The organism is Streptomyces sp. NPDC002817, assembly GCF_053592055.1.
The window spans coordinates 553,444-572,240 of record NZ_JBSFUY010000002.1 but is presented as its reverse complement, the minus strand read 5'-3'; the positions used below and the strand labels follow the sequence as shown (position 1 = coordinate 572,240).

The window sequence follows — 18,797 nt, the reverse complement described above, 5'->3', positions numbered from 1 at the left end:
CTCGCGTGGCCCGGGGCTACTTGTCTCCGTCAGCGCGTTGCGGTCGAGGCTAGAGGGGCCGGGCCCGGCGCGCCAACCGGATTACGCCGGTGCGCCCAGCTCCGCCCACACCTTCTTGCCCGCGAGTCCGGGGCTGCGGACCACGCCCCAGTCCAGGCAGAGGCGCTGCACGATGAACATGCCGTGGCCGCCGGGGCGGCCCGCGCGGTGCGGGGTGCGGGGGGCCGGCTGGCCGTTGCCCTTGTCGGAGACCTCGATGCGGATCACCTTGTTGTCGAGCGCGATGCACAGCTCGTCCGGGCCCTCGGCATGCAGACAGGCGTTGGTGACCAGCTCGGAGACGACGAGCAGGACATCCTCGGCGGCGGCCCGCTGGTCGGCGGTGGCGGCCGGCAGCCAGCCCCACGCGTACAACGCCTGACGGGCGAAGTCGCGGGCCATGGGGACGACGCCGCTCGCGCCGTCGAAGCTCACTCTGCGGACCTGCCGGCCCGCCGACGACTCGGGCGGCACGGCCGCACCCCCTTCGGACACCCCGGAAGCGCCGTCGGCCTCCGGGCCGCGGTCGCCCGGCGAGAAAGGCCGGGTGCTGCTCATCAGCGCTTCACCTCACCGATTCACCAGTTCACGATTCAATAGTCAGAGTGCAGTACGTAGATCGACGATGGATCCGTCGCCGCGCCTGACGCCTTTTTCAGGATGTCTCCTGCCCGACCGAACGGGCAGAACACCCCCTGTTTCGGCCCGCGTCTTTTCCCGCGAGGGCGGACGCGCGTGGAGAGCACCGGTCGCACAGGGACGCCCGGGGCACCGCGAGGCCCGACGGACCGGCTCAGCCGGTCTCGTCGGCCAGGGCCGCTTGGAGCGTGTCATGGACGGTGAAGACCGCATCGGCGCCGGTGATCTCGAAGACGCGTGCCACCACGGGCAGCATCCCGGCGAGATGCACTCCGCCACCGGCGGCCTCGGCCTTCAGCCGTGCGCCGAGAAGTACGTTGAGCCCGGTGGAGTCACAGAACTCCAGACGCGAGCAGTCCACCACCAGCCGGTTGAAGCCCTCGTCGAGGCAGGCCTCGAGTGGCTCACGCAACAGATCGGCGGTGTGGTGATCCAACTCACCCGCCGGGGTCACGACGGCGCTGGCGCCTTGTTTCCGCACCTCGACCAGAAGCCGGCCAGACTGTGCGCTGCCGACCGTCCCGCGGTCCATGCCGTCTCTCTCTCCCGACGTCGTGGCTGCTCCTGACGCCCACGAACACTACGCCTTCCCTCCACGCCCTGACACCCGAACATCTGCACACAAACGGACATATCCGAACAGAATGCACTTGCGGTGGGGTCGGGAAAGCGGGTAGGGCTAGTAAGGACACGTACTCGACACGGCCGGCTTTGGAGGCGCCGCACACCGCAGTGCACGCAAATGGCTTCGGCAGCCCATATGCCGAGAACGATGGAGGACATCATGTCACCCCGGCTCGACGCCTCGCATACCCAGACAGCGACGTCGACATCCCCCCCGGAACATCTGGATCCCATCGAGCAGGACGACCTACTTGCCGGGCTTCCGGAGATCCCCCCGTTCGACGAGGTGGGGCCGGTGGACGCACGGGCCCTGTCCAAGACCCTCTTCGCGCGGCTGGAGTCGCTGGAGGAGGGCACCCACGAATACTCGTACGTCCGTAACACGCTCGTCGAGCTCAACCTCGCCCTGGTCAAGTTCGCCGCCTCCCGCTTCCGCTCCCGCAGCGAGCCGATGGAGGACATCATCCAGGTCGGCACGATCGGCCTGATCAAGGCGATCGACCGCTTCGAGCTCGCCCGCGGCGTGGAGTTCCCCACCTTCGCGATGCCAACCATCGTCGGTGAGATCAAGCGCTTCTTCCGCGACACGTCGTGGTCGGTGCGGGTGCCTCGCCGGCTCCAGGAGCTCCGGCTCGACCTCGCCAAGGCCGGCGACGAGCTGGCCCAGCAGCTGGACCGTGCGCCGACGGTGGGTGAACTGGCCGAGCGCCTGGGCCTGACCAAGGACGAGGTCGTGGAGGGCATGGCCGCGTCCAACGCGTACACGGCCTCTTCCCTGGACGCCCAGCCGGAGGAGGACGACGCCGAGGGCGCCCTGGCCGACCGGATCGGCTACGAGGACCACGGCATCGAGGGCATCGAGTACGTCGAGTCCCTGAAGCCCCTGATCGCCGAACTCCCGCCCCGGGACCGGAAGATCCTCTCCCTGCGGTTCGTGGCGGGGCTGACGCAGTCCGAGATCGGCGACGAACTCGGGATCTCGCAGATGCATGTGTCGCGGTTGCTGTCGCGGACGCTGGTGCGGCTGCGGAAAGGGCTCACGGTCGAGGAGTGACGCCGGTTCTCCCAGCGCGGTCCGCCCGGTTGCCGGGCGGGCCGCGTTCGCAGTGCTTCAGACCTGGCGTACGCCTTTGCGCCACACCGCGCTGACCAGTGGTACGCCCGGCCGGTAGGCCAGGTGCACATGGCTCGGGGCGTCGAGGAGGGTGAGGTCGGCTCGGGCGCCCGGAGTGAGGCGGCCGATGTCGTCGCGGCGCAGGGCCGCCGCGCCGCCCGCCGTGGCCGACCAGACGGCCTCGTCGGGGGTCATGCCCATGTCCCGTACCGCGAGGGCGATGCAGAACGGCACGGACGACGTGAAGGACGAGCCCGGGTTGCAGTCGGTCGACAGGGCCACCGTCACGCCGGCGTCCAGGAGTCGGCGGGCGTTCGGCCACTGCGCGCGCGTGGAGAACTCGGCGCCGGGGAGGAGCGTGGCGACGGTGTTGCCGCTCGCCAGTGCCGCCACGTCGGCGTCCGTGAGGTGGGTGCAGTGGTCGGCGCTGGCGGCGTCGAGTTCGACGGCGAGCTGGACGCCGGGGCCGGAGGAGAGCTGGTTGGCGTGGATGCGCGGGTGCAGCCCCTTCGCCCTGCCGGCCGTGAGGATCGCACGGGCCTGGTCGCCGTCGAAGGCGCCCTTCTCGCAGAAGACGTCGATCCAACGGGCGTACGGGGCACAGGCGTCGAGCATCTCGCCGGTGACGAGCTCCACATACGCGGCCGGGTCGTCGGCGTAGTCGGGCGAGACGATGTGCGCACCCAGGTAGGTGACCTCCTCGGTGTGCGCGGCGGCGATGCGCAGGGCGCGGGCCTCGTCCTCGACGGTCAGGCCGTAGCCGGACTTCGTCTCGAAGGTCGTGGTGCCCTGACGGAGGGCCTCGGCGAGGTAGCGCGTGAGGTTGGCCTCCAGATCGGCGTCGCTCGCCGCCCGGGTCGCCGCGACCGTCGTACGGATGCCGCCCGCGCTGTAGGCCCGCCCCGACATCCGGGCGTTGAACTCCTGCGTCCGGTCACCCGCGAAGACGAGGTGGGAGTGGGAGTCCACGAAGCCCGGGACGACCGCCCGGCCGCCCGCGTCGACCCGGTTGTCAGTGGCGGGTGCTTTGCTTTGATCACCGGTCCACACGACGCGGTCGCCCTCGATGACGACGGCCGCGTCCTGGATCAGTCCGAGGGGGGATCTGTCACCGAGGGAGGGGTCGTTGGTGACCAGGGCGGCGATGCTGGTGATGAGCGTGCTTGCGGTGCTCGCGGAGTGGGCGGGACTGACGGTCGTCGCGTTGCTCATGGCGTCCTTGGTGGCCTGGTCGGCGGTGGGGGCGGGTTCGGGGACGGAGGCGGGCCGCGCGGGCGGGCGGCCCGGGGTCATCCGCGCAGGGCTTCGACCGCGTCCGCGAGGGCTTGCGGTACATCCGGTACGAGGCAGTGGACCCCGTCCCGCACGACATGGCGACCACCCACGACCGTGTGCGACACGTCTGCTGCCGACGCGGCGAATACGGCCGTCTCGGCCCCGAGCCGCGGAAGCGGCCCTGCCGTCCTGACCGAGTCGAGCGCGATCGTCGTGAAGTCGGCGAGCGCTCCGGGTTCCAGGGTCCCCGCCTCGTCCCAGCCGAGGGCCGCGTGACCGTCGGCGGAGGCGGCCCGTAGCAACGCGGCGGCGGTCCAGTGGCCCCGGGTGCGGGTGCGCAGCCGCTCGTTGAGCTCCATCGCCCGGGCCTCTTCGAGCAGGTCGATGACGGCGTGGCTGTCGGAGCCGAGGGAGAGCGGGGAGCCCGCTCTCTGCAGGGCGACCGCGGGTCCGATGCCGTCCGCGAGGTCGCGTTCCGTCGTGGGGCACATACAGGTGCCGGTGCCGGAGTCGCCGATGAGGGCGATGTCCTCGTCGGTGAGGTGGGTGCTGTGGACGCCGGTGGTGCGCCGGCCGAGGACGCCGTGCTCGGCGAGCAGCTGGGTGGGGGTGCGTCCGTGGGCCGCCCGGCAGGCGTCGTTCTCGGCGGTCTGCTCGGACAGATGCACATGGAGCGGGGCCCGCCGCTCCTCGGCCCACTGCGCCACGGTCGCCAACTGGCCGGCGGGCACGGCCCGTACGGAGTGGATGGCCGCCCCGATCCGCGCGTGATCCCGTTCCTTGAGAACGGAACAGCGTTCGGCCCAGGCGTCCGCGCTGCCGTCGGAGAAGCGCAGCTGATGGGTGTTGGGCGGTTGTCCGCTGTGCTTGTTCAGGATGCCGGAGGAGAGGTAGGCGGTGTCGAGGAGAGTGATGCGGATGCCGGCGTCGGCGGCGGCCGCGATGAGGGCCTCGCCCATGGCGTTGGGGTCGGCGTACGGGGTGCCGCCGGGGGCGTGGTGGACGTAGTGGAACTCGCCGACCGCGGTGATGCCGGCCAGCGCCATCTCGGCGTAGGCGGCCCGGGCGAGGGCGTGGTAGTTCTCCGGGGTCAGCCGGTCGGCCGTGGCGTACATGACCTCACGCCAGGTCCAGAAGGTGCCGGAGCCGACCTGGACGGTGCCGCGCAGGGCGCGGTGGAAGGCGTGCGAGTGGGCGTTGGCGAGGCCGGGCAGCGTGAGGCCGCGCAGGATCTCGGCGCCGGGAGGTGGGGTGGGCGTGTCCGTGCGGACGGTGGTGATGCGACCGTCCTCTGTCGCCACGGCCACGCCCGGCTCGACGTGGGTGTCGAGCCAGGCGTGTTCGAGCCAGTAGGTCTTCCGGGTCACCTGCAGGCCAGCCCTTCCAGTACGTCGGCGAGTGCGAGTACCCCGGCCACGCAGTCGTCCTCGGCCGCGAATTCGGCCGGGGAGTGCGAGACACCCGTGGGGTTGCGTACGAACAGCATGGCGGTCGGGATGTGCCCGGAGAGGATCCCGGCGTCGTGTCCGGCGCCGGTTCCCAGGACGGGGACCTTGAGGTCGGTGCCGCTGCTGCTGCCGAGGATGCGGGCGAGTTCGTCACGCAGGGCGTGGTCGAACTCTACGACGGGGGTGAAGGACTCGCGGACCACGTCGAGGTCGATGCCGTGGGCCGCCGCGTACTCGCGGGCGGCCTTCTCGACCCCGCCGACCACGGCGTCCAGGCTCTCCTGGTCGGCGGCGCGGGAGTCGAGCCAGCCGCGGACGAGGGACGGGATGGCGTTGACGCCGTTGGGTTCGACGGAGATCTTGCCGAAGGTGGCGACGGCACCGGCGAGTTCGGCCTCGCGACGGGCGGCGAGCACGGTCTCGGCGTACGACAGCATCGGGTCGCGCCGGTCGACGAGGCGGGTGGTGCCGGCGTGGTTGGCCTCGCCCCGGAAGTCGAACCGCCACCGCCCGTGCGGCCAGATGGCGCTGGCGAGCCCGACCCGGTCGCCGGACAGGTCCAGCGCCCGGCCCTGCTCGACATGCAGCTCGACGAAGGCGCCGATGCGGGCGAGCCGCTCCGGGTCCGCGCCGAGGGCGTCGGGATCGTACCCGGCGGCCTCCATGGCCTTCGGGAGCGTGACCCCGTCCCCGTCGGTCAGCTTGTGCGCCTGCTCGACGGTGAGCTGCCCCGAGGTGAGCCGCGACCCGACACAGGCCAGCCCGAACCGGGCGCCCTCCTCGTCGCCGAAGTTGACGAGGGCGAGGGGCCTGGTGAACGTCGCCTTGCGGGCGCGGAGCTCATCGAGCGCGGCGAAGGAGGACACGACGCCGAGGGGCCCGTCGAAGGCACCGCCGTCCGGCACGGAGTCCAGATGCGACCCGGTGACGACGGCGTCCCCGGCGGAGGGATCCCCGAGCCACGCCCACTGGTTGCCGTTGCGGTCCACCTCGTAGGCCAGCCCACGAGCCTCGGCCTGCTCCTTGAACCAGGCCCGGCACTCGGCGTCGGCACCGGTCCAGGCGTAGCGGCGGTAGCCGCGGGAGCCGGGGTGACGGCCGATGGGTCGGAGCTCGCTCCACATGGTGTGGAAGGAAGCACCGCCCGAGGCCGGCTGTGCCGCATCACCCCGCACAGGCTGTGGGCAGTCGTTCCGCAGGGCGATGGGGGTCCCCCCGCTCGAACGGGGTTGAGAGTGGGGGAGGGTCGGCACGGCCGGATCCGCGCCCGGCGACGAGGCCTCAGCACCCGCCGGGGAGTTGCCGCGCCCGCTCTCGCTCACCGTCACGCGTCGTCACCCTCGCGCATCGGCACCCGCACACCCCGCTCATCGGCGACCGACGCCGCGATGTCGTATCCCGCGTCCACGTGCCGGATGACACCCATGCCGGGGTCGTTCGTGAGCACCCGCCGGAGCTTCTCGCCGGCGAGCTTCGTGCCGTCGGCCACGGACACCTGGCCCGCGTGGATCGACCGCCCCATGCCCACGCCGCCACCGTGGTGGATGGACACCCACGACGCACCGGACGCCACGTTCACCATGGCGTTCAGCAGCGGCCAGTCGGCGATCGCGTCGGAGCCGTCGAGCATGGCCTCGGTCTCGCGGTAGGGGGAGGCGACGGAACCCGAGTCGAGGTGGTCGCGGCCGATCGCCAGCGGTGCCGCCAGCTCGCCCGAGGCCACCATGTCGTTGAAGCGTTCGCCGGCCTTGTCGCGTTCGCCGTAGCCGAGCCAGCAGATACGGGCGGGCAGGCCCTGGAAGTGGACCCTCTCCCCCGCCATCTTGATCCAGCGGTGCAGGGACTCGTTCTCGGGGAACAGCTCCAGGATCGCCTTGTCGGTCTTCGCGATGTCGGACGCCTCGCCGGACAGGGCCGCCCAGCGGAAGGGGCCCTTGCCCTCGCTGAACAGCGGCCGGATGTACGCGGGGACGAAGCCCGGGAAGGCGAACGCCCGCTCGTACCCGGCGAGCTGGGCCTCGCCGCGGATCGAGTTGCCGTAGTCGAAGACCTCGGCGCCGGCGTCCATGAAGCCGACCATGGCCTCGACGTGCCGGGCCATCGACTCACGGGCGCGCTGGGTGAACCCGGCGGGGTCCTTCGCCGCGTCGTCCGCCATGTCCTCGAAGGCGAGGCCCGTCGGCAGATACGCCAGCGGGTCGTGGGCCGAGGTCTGGTCGGTGACGATGTCGATGGGGGCGCCCATGGCGAGCAGCTGAGGCACCAGGTCCGCCGCGTTGCCGAGGACGCCGATGGACAGCGGCTTGCGCTGGTCACGGGCCTCGACCGCCAGCTGGAGCGCGTGCTCGAGGCTGTCGGCCCGCACGTCCAGGTACCGGTGCTCGATCCGGCGCTCGATCGCCCGCGGGTCGCAGTCGATGCAGATCGCGACACCGTCGTTCATGGTGACGGCGAGCGGCTGGGCGCCGCCCATGCCGCCGAGGCCGGCGGTGAGGGTGATCGTCCCGGCGAGGGTGCCGTCGAACTTCTTCGCGGCGACGGCGGAGAACGTCTCGTAGGTGCCCTGGAGGATGCCCTGGGTGCCGATGTAGATCCAGGAGCCGGCGGTCATCTGGCCGTACATGGTCAGACCTAGGGCCTCCAGACGGCGGAACTCCTCCCAGTTCGCCCAGTCGCCGACGAGGTTGGAGTTGGCGATCAGCACGCGCGGCGCCCACTCGTGGGTCTGCATGACACCGACGGGCCGGCCGGACTGGACCAGCATCGTCTCGTCCTGCTTGAGGGTGCGCAGCGTGCGGACCATCGCGTCGAAGGAGCGCCAGTCACGGGCCGCCTTGCCCGTGCCGCCGTAGACGACGAGCTTGTCGGGGTGCTCGGCGACCTCGGGGTCGAGGTTGTTCTGCAGCATCCGCAGGGCGGCTTCCTGCTGCCATCCCAGGGCGCTCAGTTCCGTACCGCGCGACGCTCGGACGGGGCGGGGTCCTGACATGGTCTGCCTCCTAGCGGACTGTTGCTGCTGTTATTCACATCCTGACTTTCTGAATAGACCTAGTCAATAGCACGGTCCCTCGGCATGGGGCCGGAACCGGTGTTTGGCTGGATGCATGGGCACGGACATCGACCTGACGGGGGACGGCGTGGACAACGGCAACGGGGAGCACCTGGCACGCGCGGTGCGGCGGGACGCGGCGGTGCGGGCCGCCGTGGAGCAGGGGCTGCTGGGGCCCGGCCACCCCATCGTCGGCCTTCTGGACGTGACCGGCATCCGGGAGTCGGCGGCTGAGCTGCGGGCGGCGTTCGACGCGGTCACCGCGCCCGGCACCCCGGTGCTGCACGCCTTCGCGGTGAAGGCGACCCCACTGGTGCCGGTGCTGCGGCTGCTGCGGGAGGCGGGGATCGGGGCGGAGGTGGCCAGTCCGGGCGAGCTGGCGCTGGCGCGGGCGGCGGGGTTGCGTCCGGAGATGACCGTTCTGGACTCGCCCGCGAAGACGCCGGCGGAGCTGCGGGAGGCGCTGGCGCTGGGGATCGCCGTCAACGCCGACAATCCGCAGGAGCTGGACCGTATCGACGCCCTGATGCGGTCCGCCACGAGCCGCTCCCCCATCGGGATCCGGGTCAACCCACAGGTCGGCGGGGGTTCGATCGGGGCGACGTCCACGGCCACGGCGACCTCGAAGTTCGGGGTGGCGCTACGGGACGAGGGCGCCCGGGAGTGGATCGTGCGCGCCTACGCCGACCGCCCCTGGCTCACCCGGCTGCACGCGCACACCGGCTCGCAGGGCATCCCGCTGTCGCTGATGGCGCAGGGGGCCGCGGAGACGTACGCGCTCGCCGAGGAGATCAACCGGAGCCTCGGGCGGCGGCAGATCGACACGGTCGACATCGGTGGCGGGCTGCCGGTGAACTTCGGCTCGGACACGACGGCGCCGACGTACGCGCAGTACGCGCGGCTGCTGAGCGAGGCGGTGCCGGGGCTGTTCGACGGGCGGTACGGGCTGGTCACCGAGTTCGGGCGGTCGCTGCTGGCCAAGCACGGGACGGTCGTGGCGCGGGTCGAGTACACCAAGAGCGCCGGCGGGCGGGCGGTCGCGGTGACGCACGCGGGGGTGCAGGTGGCGACGCGGACGGTGTACGTGCCGGGGTCGTGGCCGCTCAGGATCGCGGCGTACGACGCGAAGGGGCGGCCCAAGGAGGGGCCCGAGGTGGTGCAGGACATCGCCGGGCCGGCCTGTTTCTCGGGGGATCTGCTCGCCGAGGCGCGGGCACTGCCGCTGCTGGAGCAGGGGGACCACGCGGCGGCGCTGGACACGGGGGCGTACTACTTCGCGCATCACTACGCGTACAACTCCCTGGCGCGGCCCGGCATTTACGGCTTCGCCCCGAGCGACGGCCGTGACGTCGGCGACGGGGGCGGCGACGGTGGCGGGGTCGCTTTCGCGACCGTCCGTACGCCGCAGACGGTCGACGAGATCGTGGCCGAATCCGGAGGGGCGCACGCGTCCGGGCTCACCACCCTCTGAGCAACCACGCGCCGTTGACGCACGCCGGTGGACATGTGGGTCAACTGTTCCGAAAACGAGCCCAGTTGACCCACCTTAGTCATCTGGCGCATGTTCCACTGGAAAATGCCAGAATCCTCACCCCTCACGCACACCCTGCGTAGTTTCGGCGTCACTCAGCCGAACCCCATGCGGGAGGGGAACCGCGGTGCCCGGAATCGACGAGTGTCTGCTGGAAGCCATGCAACTACCCGGTGCCCGGGGCGTCGCGCTGGTCGACTGGACCAGCGGGCTGGCCCTGGGCACCGCCGGGGAGTCACCGGGCGGCGACCACGAGGCGGCCGCCGCGGAGGCGGCCGAGCTGGCCCGACTGGCCGCCGAACACCGGGCGTTCGCCCCGGACGACGACGTCACCGACCCACCGGTCGAGGACGTCATCATCAGCAACCGGGACAGCTACCACGTCCTGTGCTTCGTCCGGACGTCCTTCGACAGCAGCGTCTTCCTGCATCTGTGGCTGGCCCGCGTGGAGGGCAACCTCGCGCTGGCCCGTATCCGCCTCGGTGAGATGACCGGACGGCTGGTGCTCGGATGACGACGGTCAGGACCCCACCGCCGCCCAGGCTGCCGGTGCGGGACAAGGCGGAGGCCCGCGACCGGGCGTGGGGCGGCGTCTCACCGATGCTGACCCGGCTCGCCGCCGAGCGGGCCACCGGCGTCCTCGTCCGCGAGCGCGGCACCCTGCATCTGGCCGAGGGCCGGGTGGTGCACGCCGAGAGCCCCCTGGCGCCGGGCCTCGACGTGCTCCTCACGGCCCACGGCACGCTGGACGCGGACACCTGGAACCAGGCGGTCGCCGAGGCCGACGGCGCTCCGGGCGCCGGTCTGCTGCTGGCCGGGCGCGGCCGGCTCACCCGGGGCGCGCTGGAGCTGTGCCACCTGGAGGCGCTGTACGACGCCGCCTACTTCGCGCTGGCGCCCAGCAGCAGTCCGGGCCGCTTCCGGTACACGGGCGCCGGCCGTCTCGGTGCCGTGCACCCGGTCACCGTGGCCGCCCTGGAGCACGAGACGCTGCGCCGCCGCGACCTGCTGCACCGCATCTGGCCCGACCCCACGACCGACGAGGCGCCGCTGCTGCACTCCGACGCCCTCGCCGCCCCCGGCCTCACGGCCCGCCAGCGTGCGGTGCTGCACCTGGTCGACGGCGTCCGCGCGGCGTCGGACATCGCCCACCGGCTGGGCCGCCCGGCGTTCCACACCCTGGTGGACGTACGGCGGCTGGCGGCGGCCGGGGTCGTGACCCGCGACCCGGCCGCCGCCCCCGTCAGACCCGGCCCCGTGCGCCACGGCACGCCGATACCCCTGGCCACCCGCGGCCCCCAACGCCCCTCCGATGCGGCCATGCCCGAGGTCGCCGATCCCGACATCACGTTGCTGAAGAGGCTCAGGGATGCGCTGGAGTCCCTTTGAACGGCAGCGGGCACGCGCCGAGAGGAGAGACCTGATGGCGGCCGAACCCGAAATCCTGGACGAGCTGCGCCGGTTGAGAAGCCGGGTGCCGCACCTCACCGGCGCCCTGGCGGCGAGCGTGGACGGACTCGTCATCGCCCAGGACACGCCCGGTGTCGAGCCCGATGGCATGGCCGCGCTGACCGCCGCCGCGCTAGGCGTCGCCGTACGGCTGGCCGACGCGACCGGGCAGGGCGACTTCCGCGAACTGCTGGTGCGGGGGGCTTACGGCTACGTGTCGACGTACTCGGCCGGTCGCACGGCCGTCCTGACCCTGCTCGCCCAGGACGGCGTGAGCGTCGGGCGCCTGCATCTGGAGGGCCGTCGCGCCAGTGCCCGCATCGGGGAGCTCGTCGACTCCCGGGCCCCCGTCGAGACGCCCGCGAAACCGGCCCGGGCACCCGCCCGGACCGGCACCCCACGAACGAGAACGGCGCGCACGCCACGTACCACCAACGCGCGCACATCCACGGAAAGTTGAACCCGAGTAGAGGGGCACACCACCATGGCCAACACCGAAACCTGTCTGAAGGAAGCTCTCGCCTCCATCGAGGGCGCGACCGGAGTCGCCCTCGTGGACTACACCAGCGGTATGGCGCTCGGCACGATGGGCGGCAGCAAGGGCTTCGACCTGAACGTCGCGGCCGCCGGGAACACCGACGTCGTGCGCGCCAAGATGCGCACCATGGAGCACCTGGGGCTCAAGGGACAGATCGAGGACATCCTGATCACGCTCTCCGACCAGTACCACCTGCTCCGTCTGATCAGCGGTCGTGGCGGCAACGGACTGTTCATCTACCTGGTCCTGGACGCCAAGCGCTCCAACCTGGCGATGGCCCGCCATCAGCTGCGGAAGATCGAGGAGGACCTGGAGGTCTGACGCTCAGACCAGTGCCGCGGCGCGGCGGCGCGCCCCGCCCGGGGCCGCGTCGCCCGCCGCGATGCCGGTGCCGCGGTACGCCTTGACCGTCTTGCCGGCCGGGCGTCCGCCGCGTGCGTCGAGCCAGTCGACCCGCACCCACAGCAGGGCGTCCTCGGCCCGCTCGCGCCGCCCGAGCCACGCGGCCTTCAGCCACAGTCCCACGCCGGTCCCGGCGAGCAGCATGCCGCCCGCCGCGGGGACGACGAAGGAGCTGCCCAGCGCGGCCGCGAAGGCGAGCAGCAGCCACCAGCGGTGGCCGCGGCGCCAGTTCCGTACGGTCACCGCGCGGTCCTGGAGGACATCGTGCTTGCCGGCGCGGGCGGCACCGCGCGTCAGGGCGGTGTAGCGCTTGCGACGGCGGTACGACACGACGGCCGCCGCGACGATGAACAGCGCCGCCCCCGCCAGGACGCCGATCCGGCGCCCGGTCAGCCCCGGCACCAGGACGCCCACACCGGCCGCGAACACCCCGGCCCACCACAGCGGCGCGGCCCCGGCGCGTACGACGACGGCCACCCGGGCCAGACCTTGGGCTCTGCGATCTCCGTGTGCCACGTTCCGCCTCCTAGCCGTTCCGGCACAGTCCTTCGGCCGCGCAGGCTAGTAAGCGAACGTGAGACGAGTCTTAAAGCCGCGTCATTCCACGAAAAGACCCCGCGCCGCCGCCCGCGCGTCGAACTCCTCGAGACGGGCCTGCGCCTGCGGCAGGTCGTCGCACATGGCCTCCAGCAGCACCCGCCCGAGCAGCATCGGAGCGCACGCGGTGTCGAAGGCGAGCCCGGTGCCCACGGCGGCCGGCAGCAGCAGGTCGGACACCTTGGCGACCGGCGCGAACGCGGAGTCGGCGACGGTGACGACGGTCAGCCCGGCCTCCTTCGCGTACCCGAGGGTGTCCACGACCTCCCGCGGATGCCGGGGCAGCGCGAAGCACAGCAGCGTCGAGGCGCCCGCGCGGACGGCGGCGTCGATCCGGTCGTGGATCATCGTGCCGCCCTCGTGGAGCAGCCGTACGTCCGGATGGACCTTGGCGGCGAAGTACGCGAAGCCGTACGCCTGGGAGGCGGCCGCCCGCAGGCCCAGCACCGGCAGCGGACGCGAGGCCGCGAGCAGCCGTCCGGCCCTCTGCACGGGCCGCGGGTCGGCGAGCAGCTCCGCCAGGTGCCTGAGGTTCTCGATCTCGGCCTCGACGGCCTGCTGGTACTCGTTGTACGACGCCGAGGCCGTCGTCTGTTCGGCGGGCGCGACCTCGCGCAGATGCTTGCGCAGGGCCGGGTAGCCGTCGAAGCCGAGGGCGACCGCGAAGCGGGTGACGGACGGCTGGCTGACCCCGGCGAGCTCGGCCAGCTCGACGCTGGACAGGAACGGCACGTCGGCGGCGCGCCGCACCATGCTGTGCGCGATGCGCCGCTGGGTCGGTGTGAGCCGGTGCCCCTCGAAGAGCGCCTGGAGCCGTGCGGCCGGGCTGTCGGCCACGGCCGTGGCCTTCTCGCCACCGCGCTCGGCACTCGGCTCGCCACCGTGCTCGCCACCCTGCTCCGCGGCCTTCTCCGCGCTCATGACTCGCTCCCCCTCCAGATGTCCGTGAACCGGTCGAGCAGTGCGGTCGCCGCCGTCACGTCGTCCGTGAGCGGCCGGTCGGCCTGGTCCTCGTCGAGCACCGCCATGGCGAGCTCCAGCGCGCGGCCCACCGGGAGGTCCGGGTCGGGGCCGAGGTCGCGCTGGCGCAGCGCCCGTACGGCGGCGACGAGTTCGCAGCCCACCACCAGACGGTACGCACCGCACGCCCGCAGAGTCTGACGTGCGGCGAGCGAGGCGAAGCTGGCCTGTTCCTCGACGCCTCGGGAGAGTACAGCGTGGCCGAGCGACGCGGGTGCGGAGAAGGCCCGCAGATCGCCGAGGGCGGCGCCGGCGGCGTACTCCAGGATCATCACGCCGGAGGAGGCGGGTTCGGGGTCGGCGAGGAAGGGGCGCAGACGGGTGTAGGCGGGTTCGTTGAGGGTGGAGAGCCGTGATGTCGACAGCCGGGCGACCTGGGTCAGTGCCAGCCTGAAGTGGTCCAGGGCGAGGGCGAGTTGGGCCTGGTAGAAGCCGCCGTGGTGGTAGGCGGCCATGTCCTCGGGGGTGATCAGCGGGTTCTCCGCGGCCGCGTTGATCTCGATCGCGACGACCTCCTCCAGGGCGTCGGCCGCGTCATGGGCGGGACCGTGGATCTGGGGCAGACACCGGAAGCCGTACGGGTCCTGGATCCGCCCGAGCGGCGGGGTGGGCCGCTCGTCGGCGCCGATCAGCTCCCGCATCCGCCGGGCGACTTCGGAGGACCCCCGGTGCGGCCGGGCGGCATGCACGGGCGCCGCGTACGCCTCGTGCGACCCGTCCACGGCGAGCAGGGACAGCGCCCCGACGACCTGCGTGGCCTCCAGCAGCCCCCGCAGCTCGTGCAGGGCGAGGGCGGCCTGCCCGAGGGTGAGGGCGTTGCTGCTGATGAAGGCGAGGGCGTCGTTGTTGTCGAGGGGCTGCGGCTCGGGCGCACCGACCGAGCCCCGGGGCTCCCCGGAACCACCCGCACCGAGCCCGCCGGAGCTGCCGCGCGGCCCCGAGCCACCTGGGACACCGCGCGAGCCCGCCCCACCGGAGGCGTCCACACCGGGCCCACCGCGAACGCCGCCGATCCCGCCGGAGGTTCCGCCCGCACCGAGCCCGCCGAAGGTGCCGGAAGGACCCCCGCCCGCTCCCGCCGCGCCCCGCCACGGATGCTCCCCCGCCAACGCCAGCCCCACCTGCGCCAACGCCGCGATGTCCCCCGTGCCCACGGACCCGAACTCGTTGACGACCGGATACGCCCCGCTCTCCAGCGCCTCGCACAGCGCGGTGACCACGGTCGGCCGCAGACCCGCACCACCGGCCAGCAGCTGATTCGCGCGGACGGCGAGCATCGCGCGGACCTGCCTCGCCGGGAGCTCCTCCCCGATCGCCCCGGCGTGGCTGCGCAACAGCCGCAGCCCGTGCTCGGCGGCCGCCTCGGTGGGCACGGACTCGTTCCGGTTGGCGCCGACGCCGGTGGAGCGGCCGTAGACGCGACCGGTCGCGGCGATCTGCCGGGCGGCGTCCCAGGACTCGGTCACCCGCTTCATCGCATCGGTCCCGGGCACCGGCCGCGCGGCCCCGTCGGCGAGCCGCACGACGTCCGCGACACCGAGTCCGATCCCGTCGAGGACCACCAGACCGGTGTGCACAGAACCGGGCGCGTCCACGATCCGAGACGACATCAAGCCCAAACTCCCCTCAATCCGGACACACGATCTTGCCTGCCGGTCATCCGTTACGTCGGATTTACATCAACCCGTTGACAAGTTATTCAGCTACAGAGAACTCTGCATGACGTTATACAGCCGGGCAAGGGACATCTCATGATCCAGTTCGACGCGGTCCACAAGCGCTTCCCCAACGGCACGACAGCAGTCCACGACCTGACCCTCGACATGCCGGAAGGCGGCGTGACCGTCCTCGTCGGATCCTCCGGTTGCGGCAAGACGACCACCCTCAGGATGATCAACCGGATGGTCGAGCCGACCTCCGGCACCATCAAGGTCGGCGGCAAGGACATCACCCACCAGGACGCGGCCGAGCTGCGCCGCTCCATCGGCTACGTCATCCAGCAGGCCGGCCTCTTCCCGCACCGCACGGTGCTCGACAACATCGCCACCGTGCCGCTCCTGCTCGGCCACGGCCGCAGGAAGGCCCGCGCCCGCGCCGCCGAGCTCCTGGAGACCGTGGGCCTCGCACCGGACGCCGGCAAGCGCTACCCGCACCAGCTCTCCGGCGGCCAGCAGCAGCGCGTCGGCGTGGCCCGCGCCCTCGCCGCCGACCCGCCGGTGCTGCTCATGGACGAGCCGTTCGGCGCGGTCGACCCCGTCGTACGCGCCCAACTCCAGGACGAACTCCTGCGGCTCCAGAAGGAGTTGGGCAAGACCATCGTCTTCGTCACCCATGACATCGACGAAGCGGTCCGGCTCGGCGACCGCATCGCCGTCTTCCGCACCGGCGGCCACCTCGTCCAGTGCGCCACCCCCGCCGAACTCCTGGCCCGCCCCGCCGACGATTTCGTGGCCGACTTCCTCGGCGCCGAGCGCGGTCTGAAGCTGCTCTCGCTGAAGACCCTCGCGGACGTCCCGCAGGGCCCGGCTCCCGAGGGCGGCCCGTGGTCCCTCGTCCTCGACGCGGCGGACAAGCCCCTGCACTGGGCCTCGAAGGACACCGAGATCCCCGTACGACCGCTGACCGACAACGATTCCCTGCTGTCGGCCCTCAACGAGTCCATCGCCTCCCCCACCGGCCTGATAGCCCGCGTCGACGCGACGGGCGTCCTCACCGGCGTCTCCTCCCGCGACGACATCCACGAACACGCGGGCCAGGCGCACAGCGAGGCCAGGGTGGTGACCGCATGACCATCGACTGGTCATGGATCGGCGACCACACCGACGACCTCACCACCCTCACGATCTCCCATCTGCAGGCAGCCCTCAGCGCGGTCTTCCTCGGTGTCCTGATCTCACTGCCCCTCGCGGTGATCGCCCATCGGATCCGGCCCCTGCGCGGCTTTCTGCTCGGCGTCTCGAACGTCCTGTTCACGATCCCGTCGATCGCGATCTTCGTGCTCCTGCTGCCGGTCAGCGGCCTCACCCGCACCACGACCGTGATCGGTCTGACCGTCTACACGCTGGTCGTACTGCTCCGGAACACCGTCGAGGGCCTCGACTCGGTCCCCGCGAAGACCAAGGAGGCGGCGAAGGCGATGGGCACCCGCCCGCTGCGCACGCTCCTGACCGTCGAGTTCCCGCTCGCGCTCCCCGTGATCATGGCGGGCGTCCGCATCGCGACGGTCATGTCGATCTCGCTGGTCTCGGTCGCCACCTACATCGGCGACGGCGGCCTCGGCCAGCTCTTCACCGACGGCTTCCAGCGCAACTTCCCGACCCCGGTGATCGTGGGCGTGGTCCTCACGATCCTCCTCGCGGTGGTCGCGGACGCCCTGCTGGTCGCCCTCCAGTACGTCCTCACCCCGTGGAAGAGGCGGCGAGCCTGATGTACGAACTCTTCAAGAACCTCGGCACATGGCTGACCAGCGGCGCGAGCTGGTCCGGCTCGGACGGCATCGCCCACCGCCTCGCCGAGCACCTCCAGTACTCGCTCCTCGCGACCCTCATCGCGGCCGCGATCGGCCTCCCCCTCGGCCTGCTGATCGGCCACACCGGCAAGGGCGCCTTCGTCGCGATCAACCTCGCGTCCTTCGGCCGCGCGCTGCCGACCGTGGGCCTGGTCGTGCTGGTCTTCCTGGCCGGCGGACTGTCGATGCTGCCGGTGTACGTCGCCCTGGTCGCCCTCGCGGTCCCGGCGATCGTCACCAACACCTACGCCGGGATGACGGCGATCGACCCGGACGTCCGCGACGCCGCCCGCGGGCAGGGCATGCGCGGCCACCAGGTCCTGTTCCAGGTCGAGCTGCCGCTCGCGCTCCCCCTGGTCATGACGGGCCTGCGCCTGGCGCTGATCCAGGTCGTCGCCACGGCGACCATCGCCGCGTACGTCTCCTTCGGCGGCCTCGGCCGCTATGTCTTCGACGGTCTGGCCCAGCGCGACCTCGTACAGGTACTCGGCGGCGCGGTGCTGGTCGCCGCGATCGCCGTCGTCCTGGACCTGGCCCTGTCCGGCCTCCAGCGCTTCCTCTTCCGCCACCGCACTGCCTAGGGACCCCTCGATGAACCGACGCACCCTCCTCGGCGGCCTCCTCGCAGCGGCCTCCGTCCCCGCCCTGACCTCCTGCGCGGGCGGCATCACCTCCCTCGACGGCGAAGGCTCCGGCACCGGTGGCGGCGGCTCCAGCAAGGACGGAGTCACCATCGGCACGGCCAACTTCACCGAGAACCAGGTACTGGGCCACCTCTACGCGGCCGTCCTGGAAGCGGCCGGCGTGAAGGTGAAGGTCCGCCCCAACCTCGGCACCCGCGAGATCCTCATCCCCGCCCTCAGGGGCGGCGACATCGACCTGCTGCCCGAGTACCAGGGCGCCCTCCTGCACTACCTCGACCCGAAGGCGACGGCCACCGAGGAGGGCGCGATGCAGAACGCCCTCGCCGTCGCGCTCCCCGCCGGGCTCCAGGTGCTGCCGTACGGCATGGCCGAGGACTCCGACGCCTTCGTCGTCACCCGGGAGACGGCGAGGAAGTACGGCCTGACCTCCCTCGCCGACCTGAGGAAGCAGAACGGCAAGCTGGTCATCGGCGCGGCGCCGGAGGTGAAGAAGCGCCAGGTGGGCGTCGTTGGACTGAAGGACGTGTACGGCGTCGAGTTCAAGGAGTTCAAGTCGCTGGACTCCTCAGGACCGCTGGTCAAGGGCGCCTTGAAGAAGGGCGACGTGGACGTGGCGAATCTCTTCACCACGGACACCGACATCCGGGCCAACGACTGGGTGGTGCTCACCGACCCCGAGAACCTCATCCCGGGCCAGCACGTCGTCCCGCTCATCGCCGACCGCAAGGCCGACTCCACGGTCCGCAAGGCACTGGCCCGCCTCGGCAACGTCCTCACCACGGCCCAGCTCACCGAGCTCAACCGCCAGGTCGACAAGGACAAGAAGGACCCGGAGGACGTGGCGAACGCGTACGCGACCCAGCACGGGCTGAGCTGACCGAGGGGCTGAACCCGACCATCAACACGGGGGGTATCCCCAG

At 71.9% G+C, this 18,797-nt stretch carries 19 protein-coding genes; 10 read left to right on the top strand and 9 right to left on the bottom strand.

The window, feature by feature from the left end; all coding sequences use genetic code 11:
* Positions 1-81: 81 nt before the first annotated feature.
* On the bottom strand, positions 82-597 hold the full coding sequence (locus ACWD3I_RS05625) for an ATP-binding protein (RefSeq protein WP_365397348.1): 516 nt from the start codon (positions 595-597) through the stop codon (positions 82-84).
* 235 nt (positions 598-832) lie between these two features.
* Entirely contained in the window at positions 833-1,210 is a 378-nt protein-coding gene (locus ACWD3I_RS05620; RefSeq protein ID WP_365397351.1) for an STAS domain-containing protein, read from the bottom strand.
* Positions 1,211-1,450: 240 nt separating this feature from the next.
* On the opposite strand from ACWD3I_RS05620, the gene ACWD3I_RS05615 reads away from it, so the two are divergent.
* Positions 1,451-2,356, top strand: a complete 906-nt coding sequence (locus tag ACWD3I_RS05615; RefSeq protein ID WP_266891486.1) for an RNA polymerase sigma factor SigF — start codon at positions 1,451-1,453, stop codon at positions 2,354-2,356.
* A gap of 57 nt (positions 2,357-2,413) precedes the next feature.
* On the opposite strand, the gene hutI is transcribed toward ACWD3I_RS05615, so the two are convergent.
* The 4 genes from hutI to hutU all read right to left on the bottom strand — a co-directional run bounded on the left by hutI (position 2,414) and on the right by hutU (position 8,128).
* Positions 2,414-3,709, bottom strand: a complete 1,296-nt coding sequence (gene hutI / locus ACWD3I_RS05610) for an imidazolonepropionase (protein WP_365397356.1) — start codon at positions 3,707-3,709, stop codon at positions 2,414-2,416.
* Positions 3,706-5,058 (bottom strand): formimidoylglutamate deiminase, encoded by a 1,353-nt coding sequence (locus ACWD3I_RS05605; RefSeq protein ID WP_365397359.1) that lies wholly within the window; start codon positions 5,056-5,058, stop codon positions 3,706-3,708. The genes hutI and ACWD3I_RS05605 overlap by 4 nt, the downstream gene beginning before the upstream one ends.
* Positions 5,055-6,263 (bottom strand): allantoate amidohydrolase, encoded by a 1,209-nt coding sequence (locus ACWD3I_RS05600; protein WP_365397362.1) that lies wholly within the window; start codon positions 6,261-6,263, stop codon positions 5,055-5,057. The genes ACWD3I_RS05605 and ACWD3I_RS05600 overlap by 4 nt, the downstream gene beginning before the upstream one ends.
* 200 nt (positions 6,264-6,463) lie before the next feature.
* Entirely contained in the window at positions 6,464-8,128 is a 1,665-nt protein-coding gene (hutU, locus tag ACWD3I_RS05595) for a urocanate hydratase (protein WP_365397365.1), read from the bottom strand.
* Between the two features lie 115 nt (positions 8,129-8,243).
* Here hutU and ACWD3I_RS05590 point away from each other — a divergent pair, with 115 nt between their 5' ends.
* The 5 genes from ACWD3I_RS05590 to ACWD3I_RS05570 all read left to right on the top strand — a co-directional run bounded on the left by ACWD3I_RS05590 (position 8,244) and on the right by ACWD3I_RS05570 (position 12,027).
* Positions 8,244-9,659, top strand: coding sequence for a type III PLP-dependent enzyme domain-containing protein (locus ACWD3I_RS05590; protein WP_365397368.1), 1,416 nt, complete (start codon positions 8,244-8,246; stop codon positions 9,657-9,659).
* 187 nt (positions 9,660-9,846) lie between these two features.
* The gene (locus ACWD3I_RS05585) at positions 9,847-10,233 is read left to right on the top strand and encodes a hypothetical protein (protein WP_365397371.1); all 387 of its coding nucleotides are present in this window, start codon (positions 9,847-9,849) and stop codon (positions 10,231-10,233) included.
* Positions 10,230-11,108, top strand: a complete 879-nt coding sequence (locus tag ACWD3I_RS05580) for a transcriptional regulator (protein WP_365397374.1) — start codon at positions 10,230-10,232, stop codon at positions 11,106-11,108. The genes ACWD3I_RS05585 and ACWD3I_RS05580 overlap by 4 nt, the downstream gene beginning before the upstream one ends.
* 34 nt (positions 11,109-11,142) lie before the next feature.
* A complete protein-coding gene (locus ACWD3I_RS05575; protein WP_365397377.1) occupies positions 11,143-11,628 on the top strand; it encodes a roadblock/LC7 domain-containing protein in 486 nt (161 codons plus the stop codon).
* Positions 11,629-11,652: 24 nt separating this feature from the next.
* Positions 11,653-12,027 carry a roadblock/LC7 domain-containing protein gene (locus ACWD3I_RS05570; RefSeq protein WP_365397380.1) on the top strand — a complete coding sequence of 125 codons (375 nt, stop codon included), beginning with the start codon at positions 11,653-11,655 and terminating at the stop codon, positions 12,025-12,027.
* 3 nt (positions 12,028-12,030) lie between these two features.
* Here the strand turns inward: ACWD3I_RS05570 and ACWD3I_RS05565 are convergent, their stop codons facing one another.
* The 3 genes from ACWD3I_RS05565 to ACWD3I_RS05555 all read right to left on the bottom strand — a co-directional run bounded on the left by ACWD3I_RS05565 (position 12,031) and on the right by ACWD3I_RS05555 (position 15,335).
* Positions 12,031-12,624, bottom strand: a complete 594-nt coding sequence (locus ACWD3I_RS05565) for a hypothetical protein (RefSeq protein WP_365397383.1) — start codon at positions 12,622-12,624, stop codon at positions 12,031-12,033.
* Positions 12,625-12,705: 81 nt separating this feature from the next.
* Entirely contained in the window at positions 12,706-13,626 is a 921-nt protein-coding gene (locus ACWD3I_RS05560) for a MurR/RpiR family transcriptional regulator (RefSeq protein WP_365397386.1), read from the bottom strand.
* On the bottom strand, positions 13,623-15,335 hold the full coding sequence (locus tag ACWD3I_RS05555; RefSeq protein ID WP_365397389.1) for an aromatic amino acid ammonia-lyase: 1,713 nt from the start codon (positions 15,333-15,335) through the stop codon (positions 13,623-13,625). The genes ACWD3I_RS05560 and ACWD3I_RS05555 overlap by 4 nt, the downstream gene beginning before the upstream one ends.
* Before the next feature lie 141 nt (positions 15,336-15,476).
* On the opposite strand from ACWD3I_RS05555, the gene ACWD3I_RS05550 reads away from it, so the two are divergent.
* The 4 genes from ACWD3I_RS05550 to ACWD3I_RS05535 are packed head-to-tail and all read left to right on the top strand — an operon-like array spanning position 15,477 to position 18,754.
* Positions 15,477-16,514, top strand: coding sequence for an ABC transporter ATP-binding protein (locus ACWD3I_RS05550; protein ID WP_365397392.1), 1,038 nt, complete (start codon positions 15,477-15,479; stop codon positions 16,512-16,514).
* Complete coding sequence (locus ACWD3I_RS05545; RefSeq protein WP_365397395.1) at positions 16,511-17,152, top strand: ABC transporter permease; 642 nt, start codon at positions 16,511-16,513, stop codon at positions 17,150-17,152. Before ACWD3I_RS05550 ends, ACWD3I_RS05545 begins: the two co-directional genes overlap by 4 nt.
* The gene (locus tag ACWD3I_RS05540; RefSeq protein ID WP_365397545.1) at positions 17,152-17,814 is read left to right on the top strand and encodes an ABC transporter permease; all 663 of its coding nucleotides are present in this window, start codon (positions 17,152-17,154) and stop codon (positions 17,812-17,814) included. The genes ACWD3I_RS05545 and ACWD3I_RS05540 overlap by 1 nt, the downstream gene beginning before the upstream one ends.
* A gap of 10 nt (positions 17,815-17,824) precedes the next feature.
* Positions 17,825-18,754 carry an ABC transporter substrate-binding protein gene (locus ACWD3I_RS05535; RefSeq protein ID WP_365397398.1) on the top strand — a complete coding sequence of 310 codons (930 nt, stop codon included), beginning with the start codon at positions 17,825-17,827 and terminating at the stop codon, positions 18,752-18,754.
* Positions 18,755-18,797 lie beyond the last annotated feature (43 nt).